This window comes from Bradyrhizobium sp. IC3195, from assembly GCF_020193585.1.
GTDB classification, from domain to species: Bacteria; Pseudomonadota; Alphaproteobacteria; order Rhizobiales; family Xanthobacteraceae; genus Bradyrhizobium; species Bradyrhizobium yuanmingense.
In genome coordinates, this window is record NZ_JADYVG010000002.1 from 303,308 (window position 1) to 324,452 (window position 21,145).

Below are 21,145 nucleotides of genomic sequence, written 5' to 3' on the forward strand. Positions count from 1 at the left end.
AAACAGATGCACAGCGGCATACAGGTGCGGCTCAACATCCGGCCTTCCCTGCGCAGTGGCTTTACGGCTTATGTCGCGCTCTCCCCGGGGAGCGATGCACTATTGCCCCCGTCGCCTTGCGAGAGAGACCCGCAAGACTTGACGCACAGACCCCGGGCGTCAGGACCACACGATTTTGCCGTACGCGAGACCGCGCCCGTCGTGCGCGCGAAAGACTCGCGCGACGCAGCCCGCGTCCACCGCCGCTCACCCCGCGTTTCGTGACGATCGCGATACGCCCCTCTGAGAGGGATGAGGTGGCGGACAGATACGATAATTCCGAATTTCGGTAAAGCGGAATGTTTTTGCGCGACCGGCTTGACCATGGCTTGGGTGTTTTGCCCGACGGGCAACGCAACGGATGGTGTCGTAGCCCGGATGGAGCGCAGCGCAATCCGGGGCCGTCACCCGCGGAGGCACTCGTCCCGGATTACGCTGCGCTCCATCCGGGCTACTACAGCTACTCCGCCGCGATCTGCCGGGGCGCCGGCGGCGGGTTGGTCAAATCCGCGGCGAGCTGGGCGTAGCGGGCCTTGGCGTCGTGTACGGCTTTCTCCTTCACGGGGCCGTAGCCGCGAATGCGGTCGGGCAGCGAGAGCAAATCGACCGCGGTGTCGATCGTGAGCGGCGACAACAGGCCGAGCACGGTGGCGACGTCCTTCTCGTAGCCGGCGATGAGATCGCGCTCGAGCTTGCGGTCGGCGCTGCGGCCGAAGATGTCGAACGGCGTGCCGCGCAGGAACTTGAACTTGGCCAGCACGCGGAAGACCTTCAGCATCCACGGGCCGAAGGCGCGCTTCTTGGGGCGCCCCAGCGCATCGACACCGCTGCTGAGGATCGGCGGCGCGAGATTGAAGTTGAACTTGAAGTCGCCCTCGAACTGGTCGCGAAGCTGCTGCTCGAAGGCGCCGTCGGTGTAGAGGCGCGCCACTTCGTACTCGTCCTTGTAGGCGAGGAGCTTTGCATAATTCACGGCAACCGCGCGCGGCAGCGCATCGCCATAGCCGCCCTTCGCGGCGGCATCGCGGACCTGGTCGACCAGCTTGCGATAGCGCTTGGCGAGACGAGCGTTCTGGTAGGCGGTCAGATGCTTGGCGCGGTGCTCGACGACCTCGTCCAGCGTCATGGCATCCAGCGCCTTCGGCGCGACCACTTCGTCCCCGCCCTTCAGCATGTCGGCAAGGCGCTTGGGGTCGGCGACTGCGAGGCGGCCGAGGCGGAAGGCTTCCTTGTTCATCTTGATCGAGACGCCATTGACCTCGATCGCCTGCTCGATCGCTTCCGCGGAGAGCGGCAACAGACCCTTCTGATAGGCATAGCCCATCATCATCATGTTGGTGGCGATGGCATCGCCGAGCAGCTGCTCGGCAGGCTTGGTGAAGTCGAAGAACACCGAATCCTTGTGCAGCGCCGTTTCCAGGAGCCCGTTCAGCTTGCGGGTCTGGAAATTGAAATCGCGGTTGAGGATGAAATCGGCCGTGGGAATGACGTGGCTGTTGATGATGCCGTGGGTGCGGCTGGTGTCACAAAGGGTGATCGTGTCCTTGGCGACTGCGACGACTTCGTCGGCGGCGAGCACGAGATCGGCCGTGCCGGTGACGATGCGCGAGCAGGTCACCTCGGCCGGATGATCTGATAGCCGCACATGGCTGAGCACCGCCCCGCCCTTTTGCGCGAGGCCCGACATATCCAGGATCATCGAGGCCTTGCCCTCGATGTGGGCGGCCATGCCGAGCAGCGCGCCGATGGTGAGCACGCCGGTGCCGCCGACGCCGCCGACGGCGATGTTATAGGGCTTGTCGAGCGTCGGACGCGAGGCCGGCTCGGGCAGCGCGCCGATCTCAGCGAGCTCGGCTGGCGCGCGGTGGCGCGGCGCGCCGCCGTCGATGGTGACGAAGGACGGACAGAATCCTTTCAGGCAGGAATAGTCCTTGTTGCAGGATGACTGGTTGATAGCGCGCTTGCGGCCGAACTCGGTCTCCAGCGGCTCGACCGAGATGCAGTTCGACTGCACCGAGCAATCGCCGCAGCCTTCGCAGACGGCCGGATTGATCATGACGCGGCGCGCCGGGTCCTCCATCAGGCCGCGCTTGCGGCGACGGCGCTTCTCGGCGGCGCAGGTCTGCACGAAGACGATCGCCGAGGTGCCCTTGAACTCGCGGCACATCTTCATGACGTTGTCGAGCTCGTCGCGGTGATACTTCTTCACGCCGGGCGCGATGGTATCAGCCGGGTAAGCGTCGGGGTTTTCCGAGACCAGATAGAGCTCGCGGATGCCTTCGGCGTAAAGCTGCTGGGTGATCTGCTGCGGCGAGAGATCGCCGTCATGACGCTGGCCGCCGGTCATGGCTACCGCATCGTTGTAGAGGATCTTGTAGGTGATGTTGGCCTTGGAGGCGATCGCCTGGCGGATGGCGAGAATGCCGGAGTGGAAGTAGGTGCCGTCGCCGAGATTGGCGAAGATGTGGTTCTCGTTGGTGAAAGGCGCGATGCCGACCCAGGGCACGCCCTCGCCGCCCATATGCGTGAACGTCTCGGTCGAGCGGTCCATCCACAGCGCCATGAAGTGACAGCCGATGCCGGCCAGCGCGCGGCTGCCTTCGGGGACTTTCGTCGACGTGTTGTGGGGGCAGCCGGAGCAAAAATACGGGGTTCGGGAGACAGGGGCGACCGCCTGCATCTGGGTCGCCTGGCGGCCGTTGAACCAATCGGCCTTGGCGCGGAGCATCTCCGCAATTTCAGGGTTGAGATCAAGTCGAAGCAGGCGCTCGGTGAGCGAGGTCGCGAGCGAGGCGACGCTGAGCTCGGCGGCGAAGGTCAGGAAGCGCTTGTCGTGCTCGTCCATCTTGCCGACGATGCGCGGGCGCACATCGTCGCGCCAGTTGAACAACACCTGCTTGACCTGGTTCTCGACGATCTCGCGCCGCTCCTCGACGATGAATATCTCCTCCAGGCCGACGGCGAATTCGTGCACGCCTTCCGGCTCGAGCGGCCAGGGCATGCCGATCTTGTAGAGACGAAGGCCGATTTTGGCGGCGACCTCCTCGGTGATGCCGAGCTCGCGCAGCGCCTGACGAACGTCCTCGTAGCTCTTGCCAGAGGCCATGATGCCGAAACGGGCGTTCGGCGAATCCATGGTGACACGGTTGACCTTATTGGCGCGGGCAAAGGCGATGGCGGCAAAGCCCTTGTAGTCCTGCAGGCGCCGATCCTGCTCGAAGCGGTCGTCGGGCCAGCGCAGGTTGAGGCCGCCGGGTGGCAGCTCGAAATCGGTGGGAATGATGAACGGCTTCATCTCGTCGGTGAGGTCGATCTCGGCGGTGGTCTCCACCGTCTCCGTGATCACCTTCATGCCGACCCAGCAGCCGGAATAGCGCGACATCGCGATGCCGAGCAGGCCCATCTCGATCATCTCGTGGATGCTCGAGGGATAGAGATACGGCATCAGTGCCGACATGAAAGCATGGTCGGACTGATGCGGGACGGTGGAGGATTTTGCGCCGTGGTCGTCGCCGGCAAGGCACAGCACGCCGCCGTTCTTGGCCGAGCCCGCGGCATTGCCGTGACGGAACACGTCGCCGCAGCGGTCGACGCCCGGGCCCTTGCCGTACCAGATGCCGACCACGGCATCGTATTTGGCGCCGGGCGAGAGGTTGAGCTGCTGCGAGCCCCACACCGCGGTCGCGGCGAGGTCCTCGTTCACGCCGGGTTGGAACTTGATGTTGTACTGCTCGAGATGCTTGCGCGCGGCGAAGAGCTGCTGGTCGTAGCCGCCGAGCGGCGAGCCGCGATAACCGGAGATGAAGCCCGCGGTGTTGAGGCCGTTGGCGCGGTCGCGCCGGATCTGGGCCATCGGCAAGCGGACCAGGGCCTGGATGCCCGTGGTGAAGACGTGTCCGGTCTGCTGGGTGTACTTTTGATCGAGACTGATCGGACCCTGGTTGATGCCCATGCTGTCCTCGCTTGCGCCCTGTTCAGGTCTTGCTGACTTAAGTCGTTGCCTGCCCATTGGTTTTAGCTAGGGCGCGCCGACCACCTCCGCCACTCTATGTCGGATATTTCATGCTCCGCACCACAATTCTGGACCAAAGGAGGCCTCGGGTAAAAATCGCAATTTCGTGGCCTGAAACACGTTGGCGATTTTCAGTTTGTGTCACCATACCCCCATCGTTGCGAAATGAATCGACGCTTCCCTTCACGCAGGTAGGGTCGATGGGTCGCAGGGGAGGCTGTCGATGCGGACGATTCTGACGGGCCTGGCGCTTGTGGGCCTGGCGTTGTGCAGTGCGGTTGCAAGTACGGTCACAAGCGCGGCCGGCGCCGCCGGACCATCGCCCGAGCTGATCGCCTATGGCAAGGCGCTGGTCGAGGCCGGCGACTGCGCGGGCTGCCACACTGCCGATCCGGCCAAACCGTTCGCGGGTGGCAAGCGCATCGACACGCCCTTTGGCGCGATCTATGCGCCGAACCTGACGCCGGACCGCGACACCGGCATCGGCGGCTGGACGGATGCCGATTTCACCCGCGCCTTGCGCACCGGCATCGCGCCTGACGGCTCGAATTATTACCCGGCGTTTCCCTACCCCTACTTCACGAAGATGACGAAGGACGACACGCTGGCGATCCGCGCCTATCTCGCCACGCTGGCGCCCGTCACCAGCCGCAACAAGCCGCCGGAGCTGCGCTGGCCATTCGGCTATCGCGGCCTGATGCGGCTTTGGAACACGATGTATTTCAAGCCCGGCCTGTTCGAGCCGGACCAGACCAAGAGCGCGGCCTGGAACAGAGGCGGCTACCTGGTCACCGGGCTCGGCCATTGCGGCGCCTGCCACACGCCCAAGAATTATTTCGGCGCCGACCGGGATGCGCAGGCGCTGTCCGGCAACGCGGTCGGCGGCTGGTTCGCACCGCGGCTCGACGGCGCCCCGCGCACCGGGCTGAAATCCTGGAGCGAGGCCGATATCACGGAGTACCTGCAAACCGGGCGCAATGCCAAAAGCCACGCCGGCGGGCCGATGGCGGAGGTCGTCGTCAACTCGACCTCGAAGATGAGCGATGCCGACGTGCGCGCGATCGCGACCTATCTGAAGAGCCTGCCGCCGGCCCGGCGCGAGACGATCGTAACGCCGCCGGACGCTGCCGAGATGAAGGCCGGCCAGGCGGTCTACGCAAAGCTCTGTATTGCCTGCCACGAGGCCGACGGCACAGGCAGCCCGCGCATCTACCCGCCGCTGCCGGGCAATGCGCTGCTGCAATCGATCAATCCGTCCTCGACCTTGCGCATCATCCTCGACGGTGCCCACACCGTGACGACGCCGCGCGCGCCGAACACCGGCGAGATGCCGGCTTACGCCAAGCAGCTGTCCGACGCCGAGATCGCCGCGGTGACGAACTACATCCGCAATTCCTGGGGCAATGCAGGCCCGCTGGTGACACCGGCACAGGTGGCAAAAGCAAGGAAGCGAGAGGCGAATGGGGAATAGCGAGTGGCGAATGGCCCAGAACCATTCGCTATTCGCCATTCGCGCGCGACAGCGCTCACCGCTCTTCATCCCCCGTGAACACGAATTTCGGCATCTCCCATTTGTAGCGCACCGCAAGCAGGCGGAAGCTGATGCCGAGGACAAATGTCAAAATGGTCCAGAGCTCCGCGTTGAGCTTGAGACCGAACGCGGTCGCATAGAACAACCCCGTCACCACCGAGACGCTGGCATAGAGCTCGGAGCGAAACAGCAGCGGCACGTCGTTGCAGAGCACGTCGCGCAGCACGCCGCCGGCGCAGCCCGTCACCATGCCCGAGACGATGACGATCGGCAGCGAGGCATCCATCTGCCAGGCAACGTCGCAGCCGGCCATGGTGAAGACGACGAGACCGATGGCATCGAGCACGATGAAGGCGACCTTCAGCCGGTGCACGAGGCGCGCAAACAGGATGGTGAGGAAGGCGGCGCCGCCGGCGAGCGCGAGATAGATCGGGTTCTGCACCCAGGCCAGCGGATAATGTCCGAGGAAGAGATCGCGCAACGTGCCGCCGCCGAGCGCGGTGATGCAGCCGAGGAAGCAGACGCCCAGCCAATCCATGCTGCGGCGTCCGGCAGCGAGCGCAGCCGTCATGCCCTGCGCGGCCACCGCGGCCAGGGACAGGAAATGCAGCACGCTATCGGTAGGCGGCAGGCTCCACATCGCGTGTTCCCTCCTCCATGGCCCTCGAACTCAGGCGTGGGTTCCCATGGTACAGGTTCCCGATTCCCCACACCGAGGCAACATGCGACGAAAGCACCAAGGCGGCGGAACAGAATCTCGCACCTGAGGGTTGTCCCGGGGTCATAACCGAGGAGACCAAATCGATGGCAGACGACCGTTTTCCCAACGATCCGTACCGCCCGAACCTCGCCGACGATGAGTACTCTCGCGCGGCGCGCCGGGATGCCGACCTGCAGGCCGATCCCGAGCTCGGGGAAGGCCCCGCCTCCAGCGGCAAGATCGCGCTGTTTGCGGTCGCTGTCGCCCTGGTGCTGGGCGCAGTGTTCTACGGCTTGAACAATTCCAGCACCACCAACGAGGCCAGCAACACACCGGCCTCGCAGACTGCGCAGACGCAGCCGACCAATCCGGCCGCACCTCCCGGCATGCGTGACGTGACGCCGCGCAGCAACACCGAGCCGGGCGTGACCACGGGTGCAGCGCCGAACAGGCCGGCCCCGAATACGCCAGCTCCGTCCGACGGGGCGAAGTAACATTTCGTAATGATGCGCGAGAGCGGCGGGATGCAACATCCCGCCGCTTTCGTTTGCCTACCCGAACATCTTGTTGAGCTCGCCGCCGGGATAGCCACCGCCGAGCTCGGTGAAGGTCCCCTTCTCCGCCATCTCCTTGGCCGCGCGCATGAAGCCGCCCCAGGCGGCGCGGGCGAGCGAGCCGCCGACGCTGATGCGGCGCACGCCGAGATCCTGGGCTTCCTGCAGCGACAGGCCGGAGCCGCCGATCAGAAGATTGAACGGCTTCGGTGCGACCGCCTTGACCACCGCGGCGATGTCCTCGCGGCTCTTCAGACCCGGCGCATAGAGGCAGTCGGCGCCAGCATCGGCATAGGCGGTGAGCCGGTCGATGACGAGCTTGAGATCGGTCACGCCCCACAGATAGGCCTCGCAGCGGCCGACCAGCAGCGTGCCGCTGTCGCCGATCGCCTCGCGCGAGGCCTTGATGCGCTCGACGGCCAGCGCGCGATCGTAGAGCGGCTTGTCCTTGTCGCCGGTGGAATCCTCGATCGAGAGGCCCGCAACGCCGGTGCGCACACCGCGCTCGACATTGTCCGCGACCTTGTCGGGCTCGACCGCAAAGCCACCCTCGAAATCGGCGTTCACGGGGATGTCGACAGCCGAGCTCAATGCTGCCAGATGCTGACAGACGTCCTCGACGGTGACGTGGTTGTCGGCCTTGCCGATGGTCCAGGCAAAGCCCGCGCTCGATGACGCGATCGCCTTGAAGCCGAGATGCTGCAAGGCTTTCGCGCTGCCGACATCGACCGGATTGGGCAGGATGAAGCAGCCGCTCTCGTGCATTTTCCTGAACGTCGCGCGCTTGTCAGCGGTCGTCACGTGCATGTTTCTCTCCCTTGTTAGCCGCGCAGAGATAAGGCTGCGTTTTCGAGTCCGCTAGTGCGCGTCATGCACGGCGCGGCTGTCCTTCGGCGCCTCGTCGCGATCGTTCATGCCGTAGTCGCGGATGACGCTGGCGATGCGTAAGTGATAATCGGCGAAGATCTGCGCCCTGCCCCTGGCCTGGGTGCGGCGGTGCTCCATCGTGTTGCGCCAGGCCTGGACGGCCGCTTCGTCCCGCCAGAACGATACCGACAGGATCTTGCCCTTCTCCGTCAGGCTCTCGAAGCGCTCGACCGAGATGAAGCCGTCGATGGTCTGCAGCAACGGCTTCAGATCGGCTGCAAGGTCGAAATAGGTCTGGCGGTGTTCCGGCTTGGGCCAGACCTCGAAGATCACGGCGATCATGGGCGTCTCCTGCTGTTGGTCGGCCTACAATACCACCTTGCGCAGGAAGGTGCGTTCTTCGGCGAGGATGAATTTCTCCGCCTCGGCAAAGTTGAAGTTTGCCATACCGTCGAGATCGGCGCGCAGCCGTTTGCGATAGGCTTCATAGGCGGCCAAGCTCTCGAACGAGATCAGGGCCGACGCAATGTTGTTGGTGCCCTCATGTGGCATGAAGTAGCCAATCAACTCGCCGCCACATCTGGGGATGATGGTGAGCCAGCGCTTCGAATATTCCTCGAACTGCGCGCGCTTGAAGGGATCGAGCTGATAGCGGATGAAGACGGTGACGGACATAATGGGCTCCTTTGTTTTCGCCGTCATTGCGAGCGTAGCGAAGCAATCCAGGAGTCCCTCCGCGGACGCAGTCTGGATTGCTTCGCTACGCTCGCAATGACGACTTGGTGACACGCTACGCGCTTGCCCGACTGCAACGCTTCGGTTACCATCGAAGCATGAAATCAGGACCCGACATCGCCATGGTCGCCTCGCTGGTCGGTGATCCCGCCCGCGCCAACATGCTCACGGCGCTGATGAACGGCCGTGCGCTCACGGCGAGCGAGCTGGCTCAGGAGGCCGGCATCACGCCGCAGACCGCAAGCTCGCATCTGTCGAAGCTCGAGGCCGGCGGCCTGATCGAGCCGGAGAAACAGGGCCGCCACCGCTATTACCGCCTCACCGACGACGACGTCGCCGGCGTGCTCGAGGGGCTCGCCGGCCTTGCCGCGCGGACCGGCCATATGCGCGTGCGCACCGGGCCGAAGGACCCTGCGCTGCGGCGCGCGCGGATTTGCTACGACCATCTCGCCGGCGATCTCGGCGTGCAGATGCTGGACTCTTTGCGCGAGCGACATCTGGTCAGGCAGAGGAAGCAGGAGATCGAGCTGACCGCCGAAGGCGAGCGCTTTCTTGTGAAGCACCTGCAGATCTCGCCCGACATGCTCAGCCATCCGCGCCGCCCGGTCTGCAAGGCATGCCTCGACTGGAGCGAGCGGCGGCACCATCTCGCCGGCACGTTGGGCGCGGCCATGATGCAACGGTTCGCCGAGTTGAAATGGGCCGCGCGCGATCCCACGCCCGGCAGCCGTATCGTGAATTTCACCCGTACCGGCGAGAAGCAGTTCGCTGCGCTGTTCGCGAATGGGAAGGACTGATCACACAAGCTCTGTGAGATCGCACGTTTGCGTGTGAATGTGCACTCTCGTCATGGCCGGGCTTGACCCGGCCATCCACGTCTTTATTGCGGCTGGCACGTGGATGCCCGGGCCTTCGCCTCGCCGAAGCGGCTTCGGCCGCGCAGGCGGGACAAGCCCGGGGCATGACGGAGACCGTGATGAACCGCATCTTCCTGGCCGCGCTCGCCGCCGCCCTTCTTACTTTCCAACTCACATCGACCTACGCCGCCGATGCCACGCCCCGCGAGCCCTATGGCATCGCGCTCGAAGGCTTTGCCTATCCTTACCCCGTGCACTTGCTCCCCGTCGTCAACGACGGCGAGCAGCTCAGCATGGCCTATATGGATGTCGCCGCGGCACGGCCGAACGGCCGCACCGTCGTGCTGCTGCACGGGCGCAATTTTCCGTCGAGCTATTGGGCGCCCGTGATCAAGATGCTGAGCGAGGCCGGCTTTCGTGTCGTGGTGCCGGACCAGGTCGGTTTCGGCAAGTCTTCCAAGCCGGCGGGCGAGCTGCATTTCGACAATCTGGCGCGCAACACCATTGCGCTGCTCGATCACCTCAAAATCGACAAGGCCGAGATCGTCGCGCATTCGCTCGGCGGCATGCTCGGCGTGCGCATCGCTCGCGCCTATCCGGACCGCTCGCCCATCTGGTGCTGACCGCGCCGATCGGGCTCGAGGACTACCGCCTCTACGTGCCGCCGACGCCGACCGAGAAGATGATCGAGACCGAGGACAAGCTCACCGCCGACCGCTATCGCAAGCAGCTCCAGACCAATTACGCAATCAAGCTGCCGGCCGAGGCGATCACGCCGTTCATCGAGGCCCGCTTCAATATCAAGGGCAGCCCGGACTATCCGCGCTGGCTGCGCGCCTTCGTCTCTTCCGGCCAGATGATCTATCGTGAACCGGTGGCGCACGAGATCCCGCTGATCGCGACACCGACTCTGTTCATCATGGGCGCGGACGACCACAACGCGCCGGGCCGGCCGCTCGCGCCGGAGGCGCTGCGGGCCAAGATGGGGCAGAACGCAGAGCTTGCGAAGCAGCTCGCCGCGAAGATGCCGAACGCGCGGGCCGAGGTGATCCCCGGCACCGGCCATCTCGTGTTCCTGGAGGCGCCGGAGACGTACAAGGAACTGGTGCTGGGCTTTCTCGGCCGCTAGCGACACCAGCGTGTCGTCCGGGACCAGATGCGGGGAACGTTCATGCCGCATTCAGGTCATGATTGGCAGGTTTGGATCGCAACGTGCCGGCACGTTTCTCCAATTTTAACGTGTCGAATCGTGTCTGTTGATTCATTGTGCGCCACAAGCGCCATCCCCCTAAGCCTGCCCCCAGGACGAGAAGGAAGATCAAAAATGAAATACCTGTTAGCCGCCGTCATGCTCGCCAGCGCGGCCGTCGTCGGTTTCAGCGAGGCGGCCAGCGCCGCCGAGGGCTGCGGCCGAGGGTTTTATCGCGGCCCCTATGGTCAGTGCCGCCCGATGCGTGGCGCGGTCGTCGTGCGCCCCGCCCCCGTGGTGGTCGCCCCACCGGTCGTCGTGGTGCCCCGCGCGCGCGTCTGCCCTTACGGCTTCCGCTGGTACGCCGGCCGCTGCCGTCCTTACTGATCTTCTTCGCACTCCAGAATGGCCGCGCGGCACCCGCTGCGCGGCCATTTTCTTTTGGCGCTCTGACTTTCGCCCACGGAGCCGGGCGTCTGCAGAATCGAAACGGGGACCGCCAGCGGCGATCCCCGTTGAGTCCGCGAATGGTCGCGAGCTTACCAATAATGGCGGCGGCGCCAGCGCCGGTGACGCCGGCGCCAATGACGGCGGTGCCAGCCCCAGTGGCGGCCACGCCCACGCCAGTGAACCTGCTCAGGAGCGAGTTGCGCAGCTTCCTCACTGGTCGTGACAGCGGGATGCGCGTCGGGATTGCCTTGCGGCGCGTGAGTGGGATCAGCGAGCGGCTGCGGTGACAGCGGCGCGGCCTGTGCCGCGGTCGCGGCGAAGGCAGCGGCGCCCGCCGTCAATCCCAAGGCAAGTTTCAAAAAGTTCCGGCGCTCCATCGTTTCTTCCTTCTTGGATCATCGTACCCGTGATGCAGAAGGAATGTCGCCGCAACGCCATGAACCGAAGCTGAAGCCGGCGTTCAGATTCATGCGAGCCGAGATGAAGAATTCGTAACTCCGTCCGGGTTACAGGACCTCGCTACGTCGCAAACTCCTGCGCCAGCACCAGCGTCTCGCGCGAGCGCTTCACGTCGGGCCAGTCGCGGTTGAAATCGGCGACGAGCTTTTTCAGCGCGTCGCCTTTCAGCATCGCGTTCAGCTTGGCCTCGTCGTCGAACTGATACATCGCCTGGTGCAGCGAGGGATCGTCGAGACTCCAGAACCGCCACGCCTTGCTCACGCCGAAGGCCTTCACTGCGTCGGGCAAGTGTTCCGTCTCGTACCACCGGTCGAACGCAGCGCGCTTTTCGGCGTCGGAGACGACGGCGCGAACGACGAAGAAGGCTGCTGGCATCGGATTTCCTCCTGTTGTTTGGGGCGAGCCTAGCCGGTTAAGCCGCCGGCGACAAAAAGAGTTGGCCTGGATGTCGGAACGGGCGCTCTTCGTTCGTCCTTTGCATCGAACCAGGACACGGAGACAGAAAATGGCCGAGCTCACCCTGACCACCTTCGATTGGGTTCCCGCAGCGCCGCGAGGCTTCGTGCGTGACTTCCGCGTGCGCTGGGCGCTGGAAGAAGCCGCCTTGCCCTATCGCGTCGCCAGCGTGCCATTCGACGACCGCGGGCCCGCGCACTTCGCCCACCAGCCGTTCGGCCAGGTTCCGTGGCTGACCGACGGCGACCTCTCGATCTTCGAGACCGGCGCGATCCTGCTGCATCTCGGCGGCCTCAGCGAGAGGCTGATGCCAAAGGATCAGCGCGGCCGCACTGAAGCGGCGGAGTGGGTGTTCGCGGCGCTCAATTCGGTGGAGATGGCCAGCCTGCCCTGGGGCATGTCCAAATTCATGGGACATCCGACCGACACGGCAGCATGGAAATTCGTGGACGACTTCCTCAAGCTTCGGCTCAAGCATCTCGAGGCGGTGCTGGCCAGCCGCGAATGGTTGGCGGGCTCCTTCTCCGTCGCCGACATCCTGATGGCGGACGTGCTGCGCGTCGTCGATGGTTTCAACGGGCTGACGGATAGTCCTGCCTGCCGCGCTTACGTCGCGCGCGCCACCGGACGTCCGGCGTTCGCCAAGGCCCACGCCGACCAGCTGGCGCATTTCGCCGCGGCGGATAAGGCGCGCGGGGCGTGATGCACCTCACATAATCGATGCTGTGCTTGGCATAGAGTCGCCGGCATCGGAACGATTCAATTCGACAGGTGACCCATGGTCCGCATCGAATATCTCAAGCGACAGATCGCCCGCGCCGAGCGGTTGGCCAAGGCCATCCTCGACCGGCAGACCGCCGACCGGCTCCAGGCCTACGCCGCCGAATGCCGCGCCGAATTGTCGGAGCTGACAGTCAAGCAGGCCGCGTGAGGCTTGCTGGCGCTGGAGGCGTCTGATGCGTAGGGCGGACTAGCGATAGCGTAATCCGCCACTTCTCCATCCGATGACGCACACCTTGGTGGATTACGCTTCGCTAATCCACCCTACACCTCACACCAGCTTCAGCGGCGCATCGGCAACGACCCTGAGGTCAATGCTGCCGATCAACGCCGCACGCCGCGCCTCCGCAGCACTGATGGCCTCGTCCGTCTGCCGCAACGTCGAGACATTCGAGCCGAGCGAGACGATCCCGCCGAGCACCAGCGCAATCGATCCGAGCGCGGCAGTCTGACCAAATCCGAACAGACCGAGGATCGTCACCAGCAGCAGCGCCGCCCCGCCACCGATCGCGATCTTGGACGCCAGGATGTACTTGCGGCACCGCTCAGCGATCTCGGCGAGCTCTTCGATCCGATCTTCGATGTCGGAGATTTCGTCGGAAGGATCGTCTTCGGTCATTGGATCGAGCGTGCCAAATCAGAAGGAGCCTGTCGCCCGCATGAGCAAAGCGACATGCGGGACCTCGGCAAAGGGCCGGATTTCGCTGCGCTCATCCGGGCTACCTCCTATTACAACGGCAAATTGTCGTGCTTCTTCGCCGGCATTTCCGTCTTCTTGTCCTTCAGCATCGCCAGCGCCCGCGCGATGCGCTTTCTTGTCGAGTGCGGCATGATGACGTCGTCGATATAGCCGCGCTCGGCGGCGATGAACGGCGACAGGAAGCGGTCCTCGTATTCCTTGGTCCGGGCGGCGATCTTGTCGGGGTCGCCGATATCGCTGCGGAAGATGATCTCGACCGCGCCCTTGGCGCCCATCACGGCGATCTGGGCGGTCGGCCAGGCGTAGTTCATGTCGGCGCCGATCTCCTTGGAGGCCATGACGTCGAAGGCGCCGCCATAGGCCTTGCGGGTGATGATGGTGACGAGCGGCACGGTGCACTGCGAATAGGCGAACAGGAGCTTCGCGCCGTGCTTGATCAGGCCGCCATATTCCTGCGCGGTGCCGGGCAGGAAGCCCGGCACGTCGACGAAGGTGACGATCGGGATGTTGAAGGCGTCGCAGAAGCGGACGAAGCGTGCCGCCTTGCGCGATGCGTCGCTGTCGAGCACGCCGGCCAGCACCATCGGCTGGTTGGCGACGAAGCCGACCGTGCGCCCGGCAATGCGACCAAAGCCGGTGACGATGTTCTTGGCGAAGGCTTCGGCGATCTCGAAGAAGTCGCCCTCGTCCACGACCTTCAGGATCAGCTCCTTCATGTCATAGGGCTTGTTCGGATTGTCGGGGATCAGCGTGTCGAGCGACATGTCGACCCTCTCGATGTCATCGAAGCTCGGCCATTCCGGCACGCCGTCGGTGTTGTTGGAGGGCAGGAAGTCGATCAGGCGACGCATCTGCAAGAGGGTCTCGACGTCGTTCTCGAAGGCGCCGTCGGCGATTGAGGAGCGCGTGGCGTGCACCGAGGCGCCGCCGAGCTCTTCGGCGGTGACGACCTCGTTGGTCACGGTCTTCACGACGTCCGGGCCGGTGACGAACATGTAGCTGGTGTTCTTCACCATGAAGATGAAGTCGGTCATCGCAGGCGAATAGACGTCGCCGCCGGCGCAGGGGCCCATGATGACGGAGATCTGCGGGATCACGCCCGAGGCAAGCACGTTGCGGCGGAAGACGTAGGAATAGCCGGCGAGCGCGGCGACGCCTTCCTGGATGCGGGCGCCGCCGGCGTCATAGAGGCCGATGATGGGCGCCCTCGCCTTCATCGCCATGTCCTGGAGCTTCGTGATCTTCAGCGCATGCGTTTCCGAGAGTGAGCCGCCGAACACCGTGAAGTCTTTGGCAAACACAAAAGTCTTGCGGCCGTTGACGGTGCCCCAGCCGGTGACGACGCCGTCGCCCGGCACCTTGCTCTTCTCCATGCCGAACTCGGTGGAGCGGTGCTCGACGAACATGTCGAACTCCTCGAACGATCCCTTGTCGAGCAGAAGCTCGATGCGCTCGCGGGCCGTCAGCTTGCCGCGGGCGTGCTGCGCCTCGATGCGCTTCTCCCCGCCGCCGAGCTTTGCGCCGGCACGACGATCTTCAAGGGCGTCCAGGATGTGTTTCATTTGCTCCCGCCAGTTCTTAAGTGATGGGCGGGTTCTAACACGGCATTTTGCGGCCCGGAAAGCCGCTTTCGCCGTCGCAGGGCTGCCCTGCCGTAGCGGGAAAGCGCAAGGAATTACAAAGTTTTGCCCAGGAGGCGAGCGTGAGCGGAGGAACGGCCGAGACGGGCGCTGCAACAGGCGGCGTCAACATCCTGCTGCGGCTGGAGGGCCTCACCCTGTTTGCAGGGATGGTGACGCTCTATGCGGCCTGGGACGGGTCGTGGCTGGTGTTTGCGCTGCTGTTCTTCGTACCCGATCTGAGCTTCCTGGCCTACCTGTCCGACGCCAGGTTCGGCGCGATGGTCTACAACGCCGCCCACAGCTACTTGGTGCCGGTGGCGCTGCTGACGCTGGGCTTCGCCCTCGCCTCGCCCCTCACCCTCTCCATCGCCTTGATCTGGCTTGCCCATATCGGCATCGACCGGGCGCTCGGCTACGGCCTGAAATATTCCGCCGGATTCGGCTTCACCCACCTGGGGCGGATTGGGCGGAGGGACTCCTGATCTCTCATCTCGGCTGAGTGCGTAGCCCGGATGGAGCGCAGCGTAATCCGGGACGATAAAGGACGCGCTCCCCCCGGATTTCGCTGCGCTCCATCCGGGCTACGAGACCTTATTTGCCGCACCAGCAGGTTGACCGGGCCAACCGATTCAGGCTTGCTCCGAGTCAGATCAGGCGCCGAATGTTGCGTGAGCCCAGTCGGTACGGCGGTGATCATCATGCCCTGGCTCCAGCGTCTACCTACTGGCATCACCGAGATGTCCGCGACGGTCGTCCGCTTGCCGCCGAACCCAGCGTCCGAAACGATCGACTTCCTGCGCCGCATGGCCGGCATGGTGTCGGGGCGGAACGGCGAGATGCTGCTGCGCGCAGCCAGCATGATCGAGACGCTGAGCCAGCGGGCGATGTCGGCCGAGCGGCTCTATCATCAGGCGCAGGAAGAGAGCACGCGCAACGCCGAGCTGCGCGAGTCCGCCGAACTCGCCTCCGACGCCATGGTCGGCCAGATCGCGGCGCTGCGGGCACAGCTCGCCGAGCTCACCGCCGCGACCGCAGCCGAGCGCGCCGCCTTCGATGCCGAGCGCGGCAAGCTGCTCGAGCTGATGCAGCATGCCGAGAGACATATCGGCAAGCTCACGACGGAGCTCGACAGCTTGCGCGCCTCCGTCGACAGCCTCAACGAGACCGCGGTCTCGGTGCCGATCGAAGTGCTGCGGCTGGCGCGGACGCAGTTCGATTATCTCTCCAGCGGCTTTGCCCGGCGCGGTGATCCGATCTCGCAGGCCATGAGCGAGATCGGCGGCTTTGCGATTGACCGGGCGCTCACGGCAAAACCCGACAACGCCTGAACTCCGTCCCCGAAATCGTCGACTTTCAGCTCGAGCTGGACCGCCGGGTTGGCGCTCGGAATAGCCGAGGAGTTGCCGATGGCTGCGTGGTGTTGCCATGACGTCATCATAGCGGTGACACCGAATCCACTACAAGGCCGGGCGTTCGAAAGCGATATCAGCGCAGCAAGAACCCACGACCGGAGAGAACAATGTTCGTCGATATCGATAATGCATCACTCGCGATGGCAGGCTCGAGCCTGCCCGGAGATCAACCTATCTTCATGATCAATCTTCTCCGTTATCGGAATGAGGCCTTGTACCGGGACAAGTCCGAGCTTCCGGCCTGTAGCGGCTGCGAAGCCTATTTTACGCGCTATGTCCCCGCATTTCGCAAGATCGCGACTCCGCAAGGGGTCAGGCCAACTTGGCTTGGATCTGTCGGAGCTCTGCTGGTGGCCGCGCAAGGCGAAGCCTGGCACGACGCCGCAATCGTCCGTTACCCTGCCTTCGCGACCTTTCGAGCGATCGTCTTGAGCTCCGATTACCGGCGTGAGGCCGAGCCCCACCGTTTGGCCGCGCTCGCCGATTGGCGCCTGATTGCGACGACCGAGGTTCAGGTGCCGGCTGATCTGCAACCGCGCGCTTAAGCTGACCGTGTGGGATCGGGTTGCTTCTCCATCAACCACACGGTCGCGCTAGATCGCGCCGATCTCGGCAAGGCAGGCTTGCGTCAGCGTCATGCGAGCCTCGATGTGCCGTGGCTCTTTGCAATCCATGTTGAGCGCGAACACGGTATGTGCCTCGCCCTTCTCGGCCCAGCCGACCATCCAGCCGAGCGACGGCTCGCCGCGCTCGGCGCCCAGGAGACCAGATTTGGCGCGGATGACGGCGTCGCCGACCTTGGTCGCCGGCAGGATGTCGGCGACGAGATCCTGGCTGCGCTTCGAGATCGGCAGCGCGCGGCGGCGCAGCCGGTCGACGAAATCGACTTGCTCGACCGGATCGATGCGCAAGGCCCCGGTGAGCCAGAACTGGTCGATGCCGCCGCCGATCTCGCGATTGCCATAGTCGAACGCGTCGACATATTGCTGCATACGCACCTCGCCGATGCGGCGCGCGATCTCCTGATAGACCGGCACCGCGCTCACCGCGATCGCGCTGCGCAGCGTGTGATCCTTGTTCCAGGTCTCGATCGGCCGCTTGACGCCGTCCCAGGCAAACACGTCCTTGTCGGGGTCAGTGACGACACCGGCCTCGAGCGCAATCAGCGAGTTGGGAATCTTGAAGGTCGAGGCCGGCAACTTGCCCTCACCCGAGCGCTCCTTGTCGCTGGCGACGATCAGATAGTCCTCGACCTTGTAGCCGACGAAGGTGCCCGACGTGCCGAGGTCGGTGAAGCGCTTTGCAAGAGCGTCGCGGATTTCATTGCGCGGCGGCGCGACATGGGCGCGCGCGCGTCGAGGCAGGATCGCGGTTGCGGCGAGGAGGCCGAGGGTGGAACGGCGGGTCAGCAAAAGCGATATCCGTGAGCAGCGAAAACCAGCGCGACCATGCAGCCGCTAAGTGTTGAAACGATGACAGGTTGTGTTTACCGCCCCCGGCCCGACAGCCGCAGCACGAACACCAGCACCTCGGCGACGGCCTTGTAGAGATCTGGCGGGATCTCGTCGCCGAGCTCGACCTTCGACAGCGCGCCGGCCAGAACCTCGTTCTCCTCGATCGGAATGTCGTGGGCCTTGGCGATCTCGACGATCTTCTCGCCGATCGTGCCCTTGCCCTTGGCGACGACGACGGGCGCGCCAGATCCCTTCTCGTAATGCAGCGCGATCGCGAGCTTGGAGGGATCGCTCATGTGGCGCGATCCAGGAAGTGGCCGGCGCGAGCGGGCGCCGGAGCCGGCGGCGTGCCGTCGCGGACCACGATATCGCCGGGCTTGAGCTCGGCCTTCGTCAATGCCTGGCTGAGCTCACCGATGCCGGCGCGGAGCTGCTGCGCCGTGACCGGCCGCTCCGCCCACATCCGAACGAAGGTCTTGTCGCCGTTCAGCGTGATCAGCGCATGCACGGGTCCGGCCGGCTCGACATCGAGCGAGAAGCGCGCGCGCCAGGCGCGCTTGGCGGGATCGTCCGACTCATTGCCGCCGTCGCGCGAGATCTCGAACTGCGCCATCGCGGTACCTTGCGGGGTCGCGAACGGAATCTCGAAATTCCACTGCGGCACGGCCGGATCGATGCGGTGGCCGCTGGCGTCGGTGCGATCGGGAAGCGAGGCAATTTGCAACAGCGTCTGCCGCGCGATCGCGGCATCGGTGTCATCGAGCAGACGATGCACGGTCGCAGCCAGCGGCGTATCCGGTGCGAGCGACGGCGCGGCGATGGACTGAGGCGCCGGCAGCGCACCGCGGACCGGTGGAGGTGTCGGGTGTGCGGCCGCCTCGAAGATATGGGCGTCCGGCACGGACTTGTTGGAGCCCGGCACGTTGCCGGTCAGGCGCGGCAGGTTTTCCGTGACCTCCTGCAGCAGGCTCGCGGCAAGGCCCCCGGACATGGTGCGCGACACCAAGGCTTGCGGATTGTTCCCCGCCGCATGGGCCAGCACGGCGACAGCGAGCGCACCGCGCGACGCTTGCGCCGGTTGGGCGAGTTCCGGCAACGCCGCTTGGGCCGTTTCGCCCGCCAGCGCGGAGGCTGCGGTCTGCGTCGTTGCCGCAGCACTCGCCGGCAGCGCCACACCTGGCGCAGTTGCTTGCGGCGCGCCGGAGGTCGATGCCAGGGTCTGGCGCAACACCAGCAGAGCGGCCTTCAAGTCCGGGATCGTGCCGGAGGACGGCGTTGTGCCTGCGGCCAATGACGCCTCGAGAAACAGCCCTGACTTCTGGAACGCGGATTCGATATCGCCGCCGTCGAGGGCGGTGTTGAGCGGCGTCTGCTGCGCCAGCACATCGAGCACCGCCTGCTTCAGCCCTGCGGGCAGTTTGCTGTTCGTCACGACGGAGGCCAGGTTGGCGAACAGCGCTGCCTGGCTGCCCTGTTTGGTCGCGGCGTCGGCAGAGGCCGTCTGAACGGCGACCTGCTCGGACGGAGTGAGGGTGTTCCGTGCCGTGGCCACCGACGGCGCCAGCGGCGGGCTGTCCACCAGCGAGGCCGCCCGCGGCGTCAGCGTGACCTGATCTCCCGCCGCCTCGCCCGCCCCGCCCATGACCGCGAGGCGAATGGTGCCGTTGCTCTGCGAGACCGCGAGCTGGAGATTCTGCCCCGGCGTCAACGCCACCTCCGACATCACGTCCATCGCCAGGTTGGCGATCGCGATCCGCACCAGATTGTCGGCGAGCACGCTGACCACCCTGGCATCGACGACACTGCCGGCTTGCAGCACGAGATCCGGCGTCGCCGCATCAGCCGGGCGGCTGGCAGCGTTGACGGGAGCGATGGGGGTGACCGGCGTCGGCATCTCGGCAGCCCTAGGGGAATGCTGGCTACCGTAACCGCTGCCTCGTAAACCTCTCGTTAACCTGGCACGGCCGGCGGCTTCACCGCCGCCAGAACCGTCGCAGCGGCCTGGAAATCCTTCAGGCGGGCGGCGCGGCGGGCGGCCGCCTCCTCGTCCAAGCCCCATTGCTCGACGTTCCAGTCCTCGTCGACATGGGCGGCGGCCCAGACCTGGTCGGCATCGCGCACGTCCTGGTCCAGCGCCAGCGCGAGCAGCGCCGATCCGGTCAGGGTGGTCACCATGTGGAGCGCGGCGACCGACCAGGGGTCGCCGGGCAGCGCGGCCCGTGCGGCCTTCACCGCCTCGTCCGGCTGCTTCACGTGCATGACGCCTTCGGACAGGATGAAATGCGCACCCAGCGTCTGCGCCGCCCAGGACAGCACAGGATCCCAATGCGCGGCCTCCCGGGCGACCAGTCCCTCAGGATGGCCGGCACGATAGAACAGCAGGTCAGACTCGAAATATTTGGCGAGGTCGTCGCTGACGAGCTCGACGCGATCGACGACCCCCTCGACCACGCTGTTGGCGATGCGCGTCAAAGGCATGGTCACGGGATCGATCATGTCACCCTGGGCGGCCCATTCCGCGGCGACGCCATCTGCGAGCGCGCGCGAGGGGATCACCACCAGACGGCCGGAGGGCGTGCGGATCGGCTTGCCGTCGAGCGTGATGGCGAAGCCGCCCTCGGCGTCGGCGACGCCGGCGTCCTTGTAGAAGCGCTTGCGCAGGGGCGTGCGCGCAGAGGCGCGCGCCGATTCCCGGGGATCCGGCGCGGGCTGCCTTGCTGCTTCTTCGAACAATTCGCGCATGTGAGTTTTCGGTCCCGGTCGCTGGATGCTAGGCTTCTAAGATAAGACCGGCGGCCGATAAAGCGAGCGGCGGGCATGAGGGAACTTGCGGGCGTTGGAGCCTTGTTGGCAGGATTTTGGCTGGCCGGGGCGGAGGCCGGCTTCCGCACCCCCGAATCGCTGGTCCGCAACGTCTATGCCCATTACGGCGAAGGGGCGCCGGAGCTGTCGAAGGGGTTGCCGCGGGATGCCGTGACTGCCCGCCAGTTCTTCGATCCGCCATTGCGCAAGGCCTGGAGCACACCGCGAGTCGCGCCCTATGATTTCTTGGTGCAGAGCTCAAGCTGGAAGCTCGGCCCTGTTACGATCGTGGTCGCCCGCAGGCAATACGACAAGACCTATGTCGCGGCGAATTTCGACAATCACGGCCGCCGGGTGATGCTGAATTTCGTCCTAGTCAACGGACCCGAGGGTTGGCTGATCACCGATGTCGAGAGCCCGCACGATTCCTTGCGGATGTTTCTGGAGCAGTTTCGGAATTGAAGTGGCAACCACCGCTGTCTCCACACCGTCATTGCGAGCCACCGGGTCCGCGCGAAGCGCGCCC

The 21,145-nt window shown here is 65.1% G+C and carries 23 protein-coding genes and 1 pseudogene; 11 read left to right on the forward strand and 13 right to left on the reverse strand.

What is annotated here, in order from left to right; genetic code table 11:
- Positions 1-499: 499 nt before the first annotated feature.
- Positions 500-3,991 carry an indolepyruvate ferredoxin oxidoreductase family protein gene (locus I6F09_RS05070; protein ID WP_225187605.1) on the reverse strand — a complete coding sequence of 1,164 codons (3,492 nt, stop codon included), beginning with the start codon at positions 3,989-3,991 and terminating at the stop codon, positions 500-502.
- A 283-nt stretch (positions 3,992-4,274) separates the two neighbouring features.
- Here I6F09_RS05070 and I6F09_RS05075 point away from each other — a divergent pair, with 283 nt between their 5' ends.
- Complete coding sequence (locus I6F09_RS05075; RefSeq protein WP_225187606.1) at positions 4,275-5,522, forward strand: c-type cytochrome; 1,248 nt, start codon at positions 4,275-4,277, stop codon at positions 5,520-5,522.
- 55 nt (positions 5,523-5,577) lie between these two features.
- Here I6F09_RS05075 and I6F09_RS05080 read toward each other — a convergent pair whose 3' ends face one another.
- Complete coding sequence (locus I6F09_RS05080; RefSeq protein WP_036011112.1) at positions 5,578-6,222, reverse strand: trimeric intracellular cation channel family protein; 645 nt, start codon at positions 6,220-6,222, stop codon at positions 5,578-5,580.
- A 164-nt stretch (positions 6,223-6,386) separates the two neighbouring features.
- On the opposite strand from I6F09_RS05080, the gene I6F09_RS05085 reads away from it, so the two are divergent.
- On the forward strand, positions 6,387-6,776 hold the full coding sequence (locus I6F09_RS05085) for a hypothetical protein (protein ID WP_036011109.1): 390 nt from the start codon (positions 6,387-6,389) through the stop codon (positions 6,774-6,776).
- A 57-nt stretch (positions 6,777-6,833) separates the two neighbouring features.
- On the opposite strand, the gene I6F09_RS05090 is transcribed toward I6F09_RS05085, so the two are convergent.
- From I6F09_RS05090 to I6F09_RS05100, 3 genes are read right to left on the reverse strand one after another with little or no spacing between them, the layout of a single operon-like run.
- Positions 6,834-7,643, reverse strand: a complete 810-nt coding sequence (locus tag I6F09_RS05090; RefSeq protein WP_225187607.1) for an isocitrate lyase/phosphoenolpyruvate mutase family protein — start codon at positions 7,641-7,643, stop codon at positions 6,834-6,836.
- A 51-nt stretch (positions 7,644-7,694) separates the two neighbouring features.
- A complete protein-coding gene (locus I6F09_RS05095; RefSeq protein ID WP_036011104.1) occupies positions 7,695-8,045 on the reverse strand; it encodes an antibiotic biosynthesis monooxygenase in 351 nt (116 codons plus the stop codon).
- A 24-nt stretch (positions 8,046-8,069) separates the two neighbouring features.
- On the reverse strand, positions 8,070-8,378 hold the full coding sequence (locus I6F09_RS05100; protein ID WP_036011128.1) for an NIPSNAP family protein: 309 nt from the start codon (positions 8,376-8,378) through the stop codon (positions 8,070-8,072).
- Positions 8,379-8,536: 158 nt separating this feature from the next.
- Between I6F09_RS05100 and I6F09_RS05105 the strand changes: the two genes are divergently transcribed.
- The 3 genes and pseudogenes from I6F09_RS05105 to I6F09_RS05115 all read left to right on the forward strand — a co-directional run bounded on the left by I6F09_RS05105 (position 8,537) and on the right by I6F09_RS05115 (position 10,871).
- Positions 8,537-9,235, forward strand: a complete 699-nt coding sequence (locus tag I6F09_RS05105) for a winged helix-turn-helix domain-containing protein (RefSeq protein ID WP_225132582.1) — start codon at positions 8,537-8,539, stop codon at positions 9,233-9,235.
- A 179-nt stretch (positions 9,236-9,414) separates the two neighbouring features.
- Positions 9,415-10,424: pseudogene (locus I6F09_RS05110) on the forward strand (alpha/beta hydrolase).
- A gap of 195 nt (positions 10,425-10,619) precedes the next feature.
- The gene (locus I6F09_RS05115; RefSeq protein ID WP_036011098.1) at positions 10,620-10,871 is read left to right on the forward strand and encodes a hypothetical protein; all 252 of its coding nucleotides are present in this window, start codon (positions 10,620-10,622) and stop codon (positions 10,869-10,871) included.
- 152 nt (positions 10,872-11,023) lie between these two features.
- On the opposite strand, the gene I6F09_RS05120 is transcribed toward I6F09_RS05115, so the two are convergent.
- Both I6F09_RS05120 and I6F09_RS05125 read right to left on the reverse strand, forming a co-directional pair.
- Positions 11,024-11,311, reverse strand: a complete 288-nt coding sequence (locus I6F09_RS05120; protein ID WP_225147659.1) for a twin-arginine translocation signal domain-containing protein — start codon at positions 11,309-11,311, stop codon at positions 11,024-11,026.
- Positions 11,312-11,453: 142 nt separating this feature from the next.
- Complete coding sequence (locus I6F09_RS05125; protein ID WP_157280536.1) at positions 11,454-11,768, reverse strand: hypothetical protein; 315 nt, start codon at positions 11,766-11,768, stop codon at positions 11,454-11,456.
- Positions 11,769-11,898: 130 nt separating this feature from the next.
- On the opposite strand from I6F09_RS05125, the gene I6F09_RS05130 reads away from it, so the two are divergent.
- Entirely contained in the window at positions 11,899-12,552 is a 654-nt protein-coding gene (locus I6F09_RS05130; RefSeq protein WP_225157150.1) for a glutathione S-transferase family protein, read from the forward strand.
- A 75-nt stretch (positions 12,553-12,627) separates the two neighbouring features.
- A complete protein-coding gene (locus tag I6F09_RS05135) occupies positions 12,628-12,780 on the forward strand; it encodes a hypothetical protein (protein WP_193374987.1) in 153 nt (50 codons plus the stop codon).
- Positions 12,781-12,900: 120 nt separating this feature from the next.
- On the opposite strand, the gene I6F09_RS05140 is transcribed toward I6F09_RS05135, so the two are convergent.
- Both I6F09_RS05140 and I6F09_RS05145 read right to left on the reverse strand, forming a co-directional pair.
- The gene (locus I6F09_RS05140) at positions 12,901-13,248 is read right to left on the reverse strand and encodes a hypothetical protein (protein WP_225124914.1); all 348 of its coding nucleotides are present in this window, start codon (positions 13,246-13,248) and stop codon (positions 12,901-12,903) included.
- 110 nt (positions 13,249-13,358) lie between these two features.
- The gene (locus tag I6F09_RS05145) at positions 13,359-14,891 is read right to left on the reverse strand and encodes an acyl-CoA carboxylase subunit beta (RefSeq protein WP_128264731.1); all 1,533 of its coding nucleotides are present in this window, start codon (positions 14,889-14,891) and stop codon (positions 13,359-13,361) included.
- Positions 14,892-15,031: 140 nt separating this feature from the next.
- Between I6F09_RS05145 and I6F09_RS05150 the strand changes: the two genes are divergently transcribed.
- The 3 genes from I6F09_RS05150 (at position 15,032) to I6F09_RS05160 (ending at position 16,908) form a co-directional block, all read left to right on the forward strand.
- Entirely contained in the window at positions 15,032-15,433 is a 402-nt protein-coding gene (locus I6F09_RS05150) for a DUF4260 domain-containing protein (RefSeq protein WP_225187608.1), read from the forward strand.
- 255 nt (positions 15,434-15,688) lie between these two features.
- On the forward strand, positions 15,689-16,279 hold the full coding sequence (locus I6F09_RS05155) for a hypothetical protein (protein ID WP_225187763.1): 591 nt from the start codon (positions 15,689-15,691) through the stop codon (positions 16,277-16,279).
- Between the two features lie 191 nt (positions 16,280-16,470).
- Positions 16,471-16,908: a hypothetical protein gene (locus I6F09_RS05160; protein ID WP_225187609.1), complete on the forward strand. Its 438-nt coding sequence runs from the start codon at positions 16,471-16,473 to the stop codon at positions 16,906-16,908.
- Positions 16,909-16,956: 48 nt separating this feature from the next.
- On the opposite strand, the gene blaOXA is transcribed toward I6F09_RS05160, so the two are convergent.
- The 4 genes from blaOXA to I6F09_RS05180 all read right to left on the reverse strand — a co-directional run bounded on the left by blaOXA (position 16,957) and on the right by I6F09_RS05180 (position 20,559).
- Entirely contained in the window at positions 16,957-17,775 is an 819-nt protein-coding gene (blaOXA, locus tag I6F09_RS05165; RefSeq protein WP_225187610.1) for a class D beta-lactamase, read from the reverse strand.
- Between the two features lie 74 nt (positions 17,776-17,849).
- Entirely contained in the window at positions 17,850-18,113 is a 264-nt protein-coding gene (locus I6F09_RS05170) for an EscU/YscU/HrcU family type III secretion system export apparatus switch protein (RefSeq protein WP_025036968.1), read from the reverse strand.
- Complete coding sequence (locus tag I6F09_RS05175) at positions 18,110-19,711, reverse strand: flagellar hook-length control protein FliK (protein WP_225187611.1); 1,602 nt, start codon at positions 19,709-19,711, stop codon at positions 18,110-18,112. Before I6F09_RS05175 ends, I6F09_RS05170 begins: the two co-directional genes overlap by 4 nt.
- A 56-nt stretch (positions 19,712-19,767) precedes the next feature.
- A complete protein-coding gene (locus tag I6F09_RS05180) occupies positions 19,768-20,559 on the reverse strand; it encodes an ATP12 family protein (RefSeq protein WP_225187612.1) in 792 nt (263 codons plus the stop codon).
- Positions 20,560-20,634: 75 nt separating this feature from the next.
- Between I6F09_RS05180 and I6F09_RS05185 the strand changes: the two genes are divergently transcribed.
- Entirely contained in the window at positions 20,635-21,081 is a 447-nt protein-coding gene (locus I6F09_RS05185) for a hypothetical protein (RefSeq protein WP_225187613.1), read from the forward strand.
- The last annotated feature ends 64 nt before the right edge of the window (positions 21,082-21,145 follow it).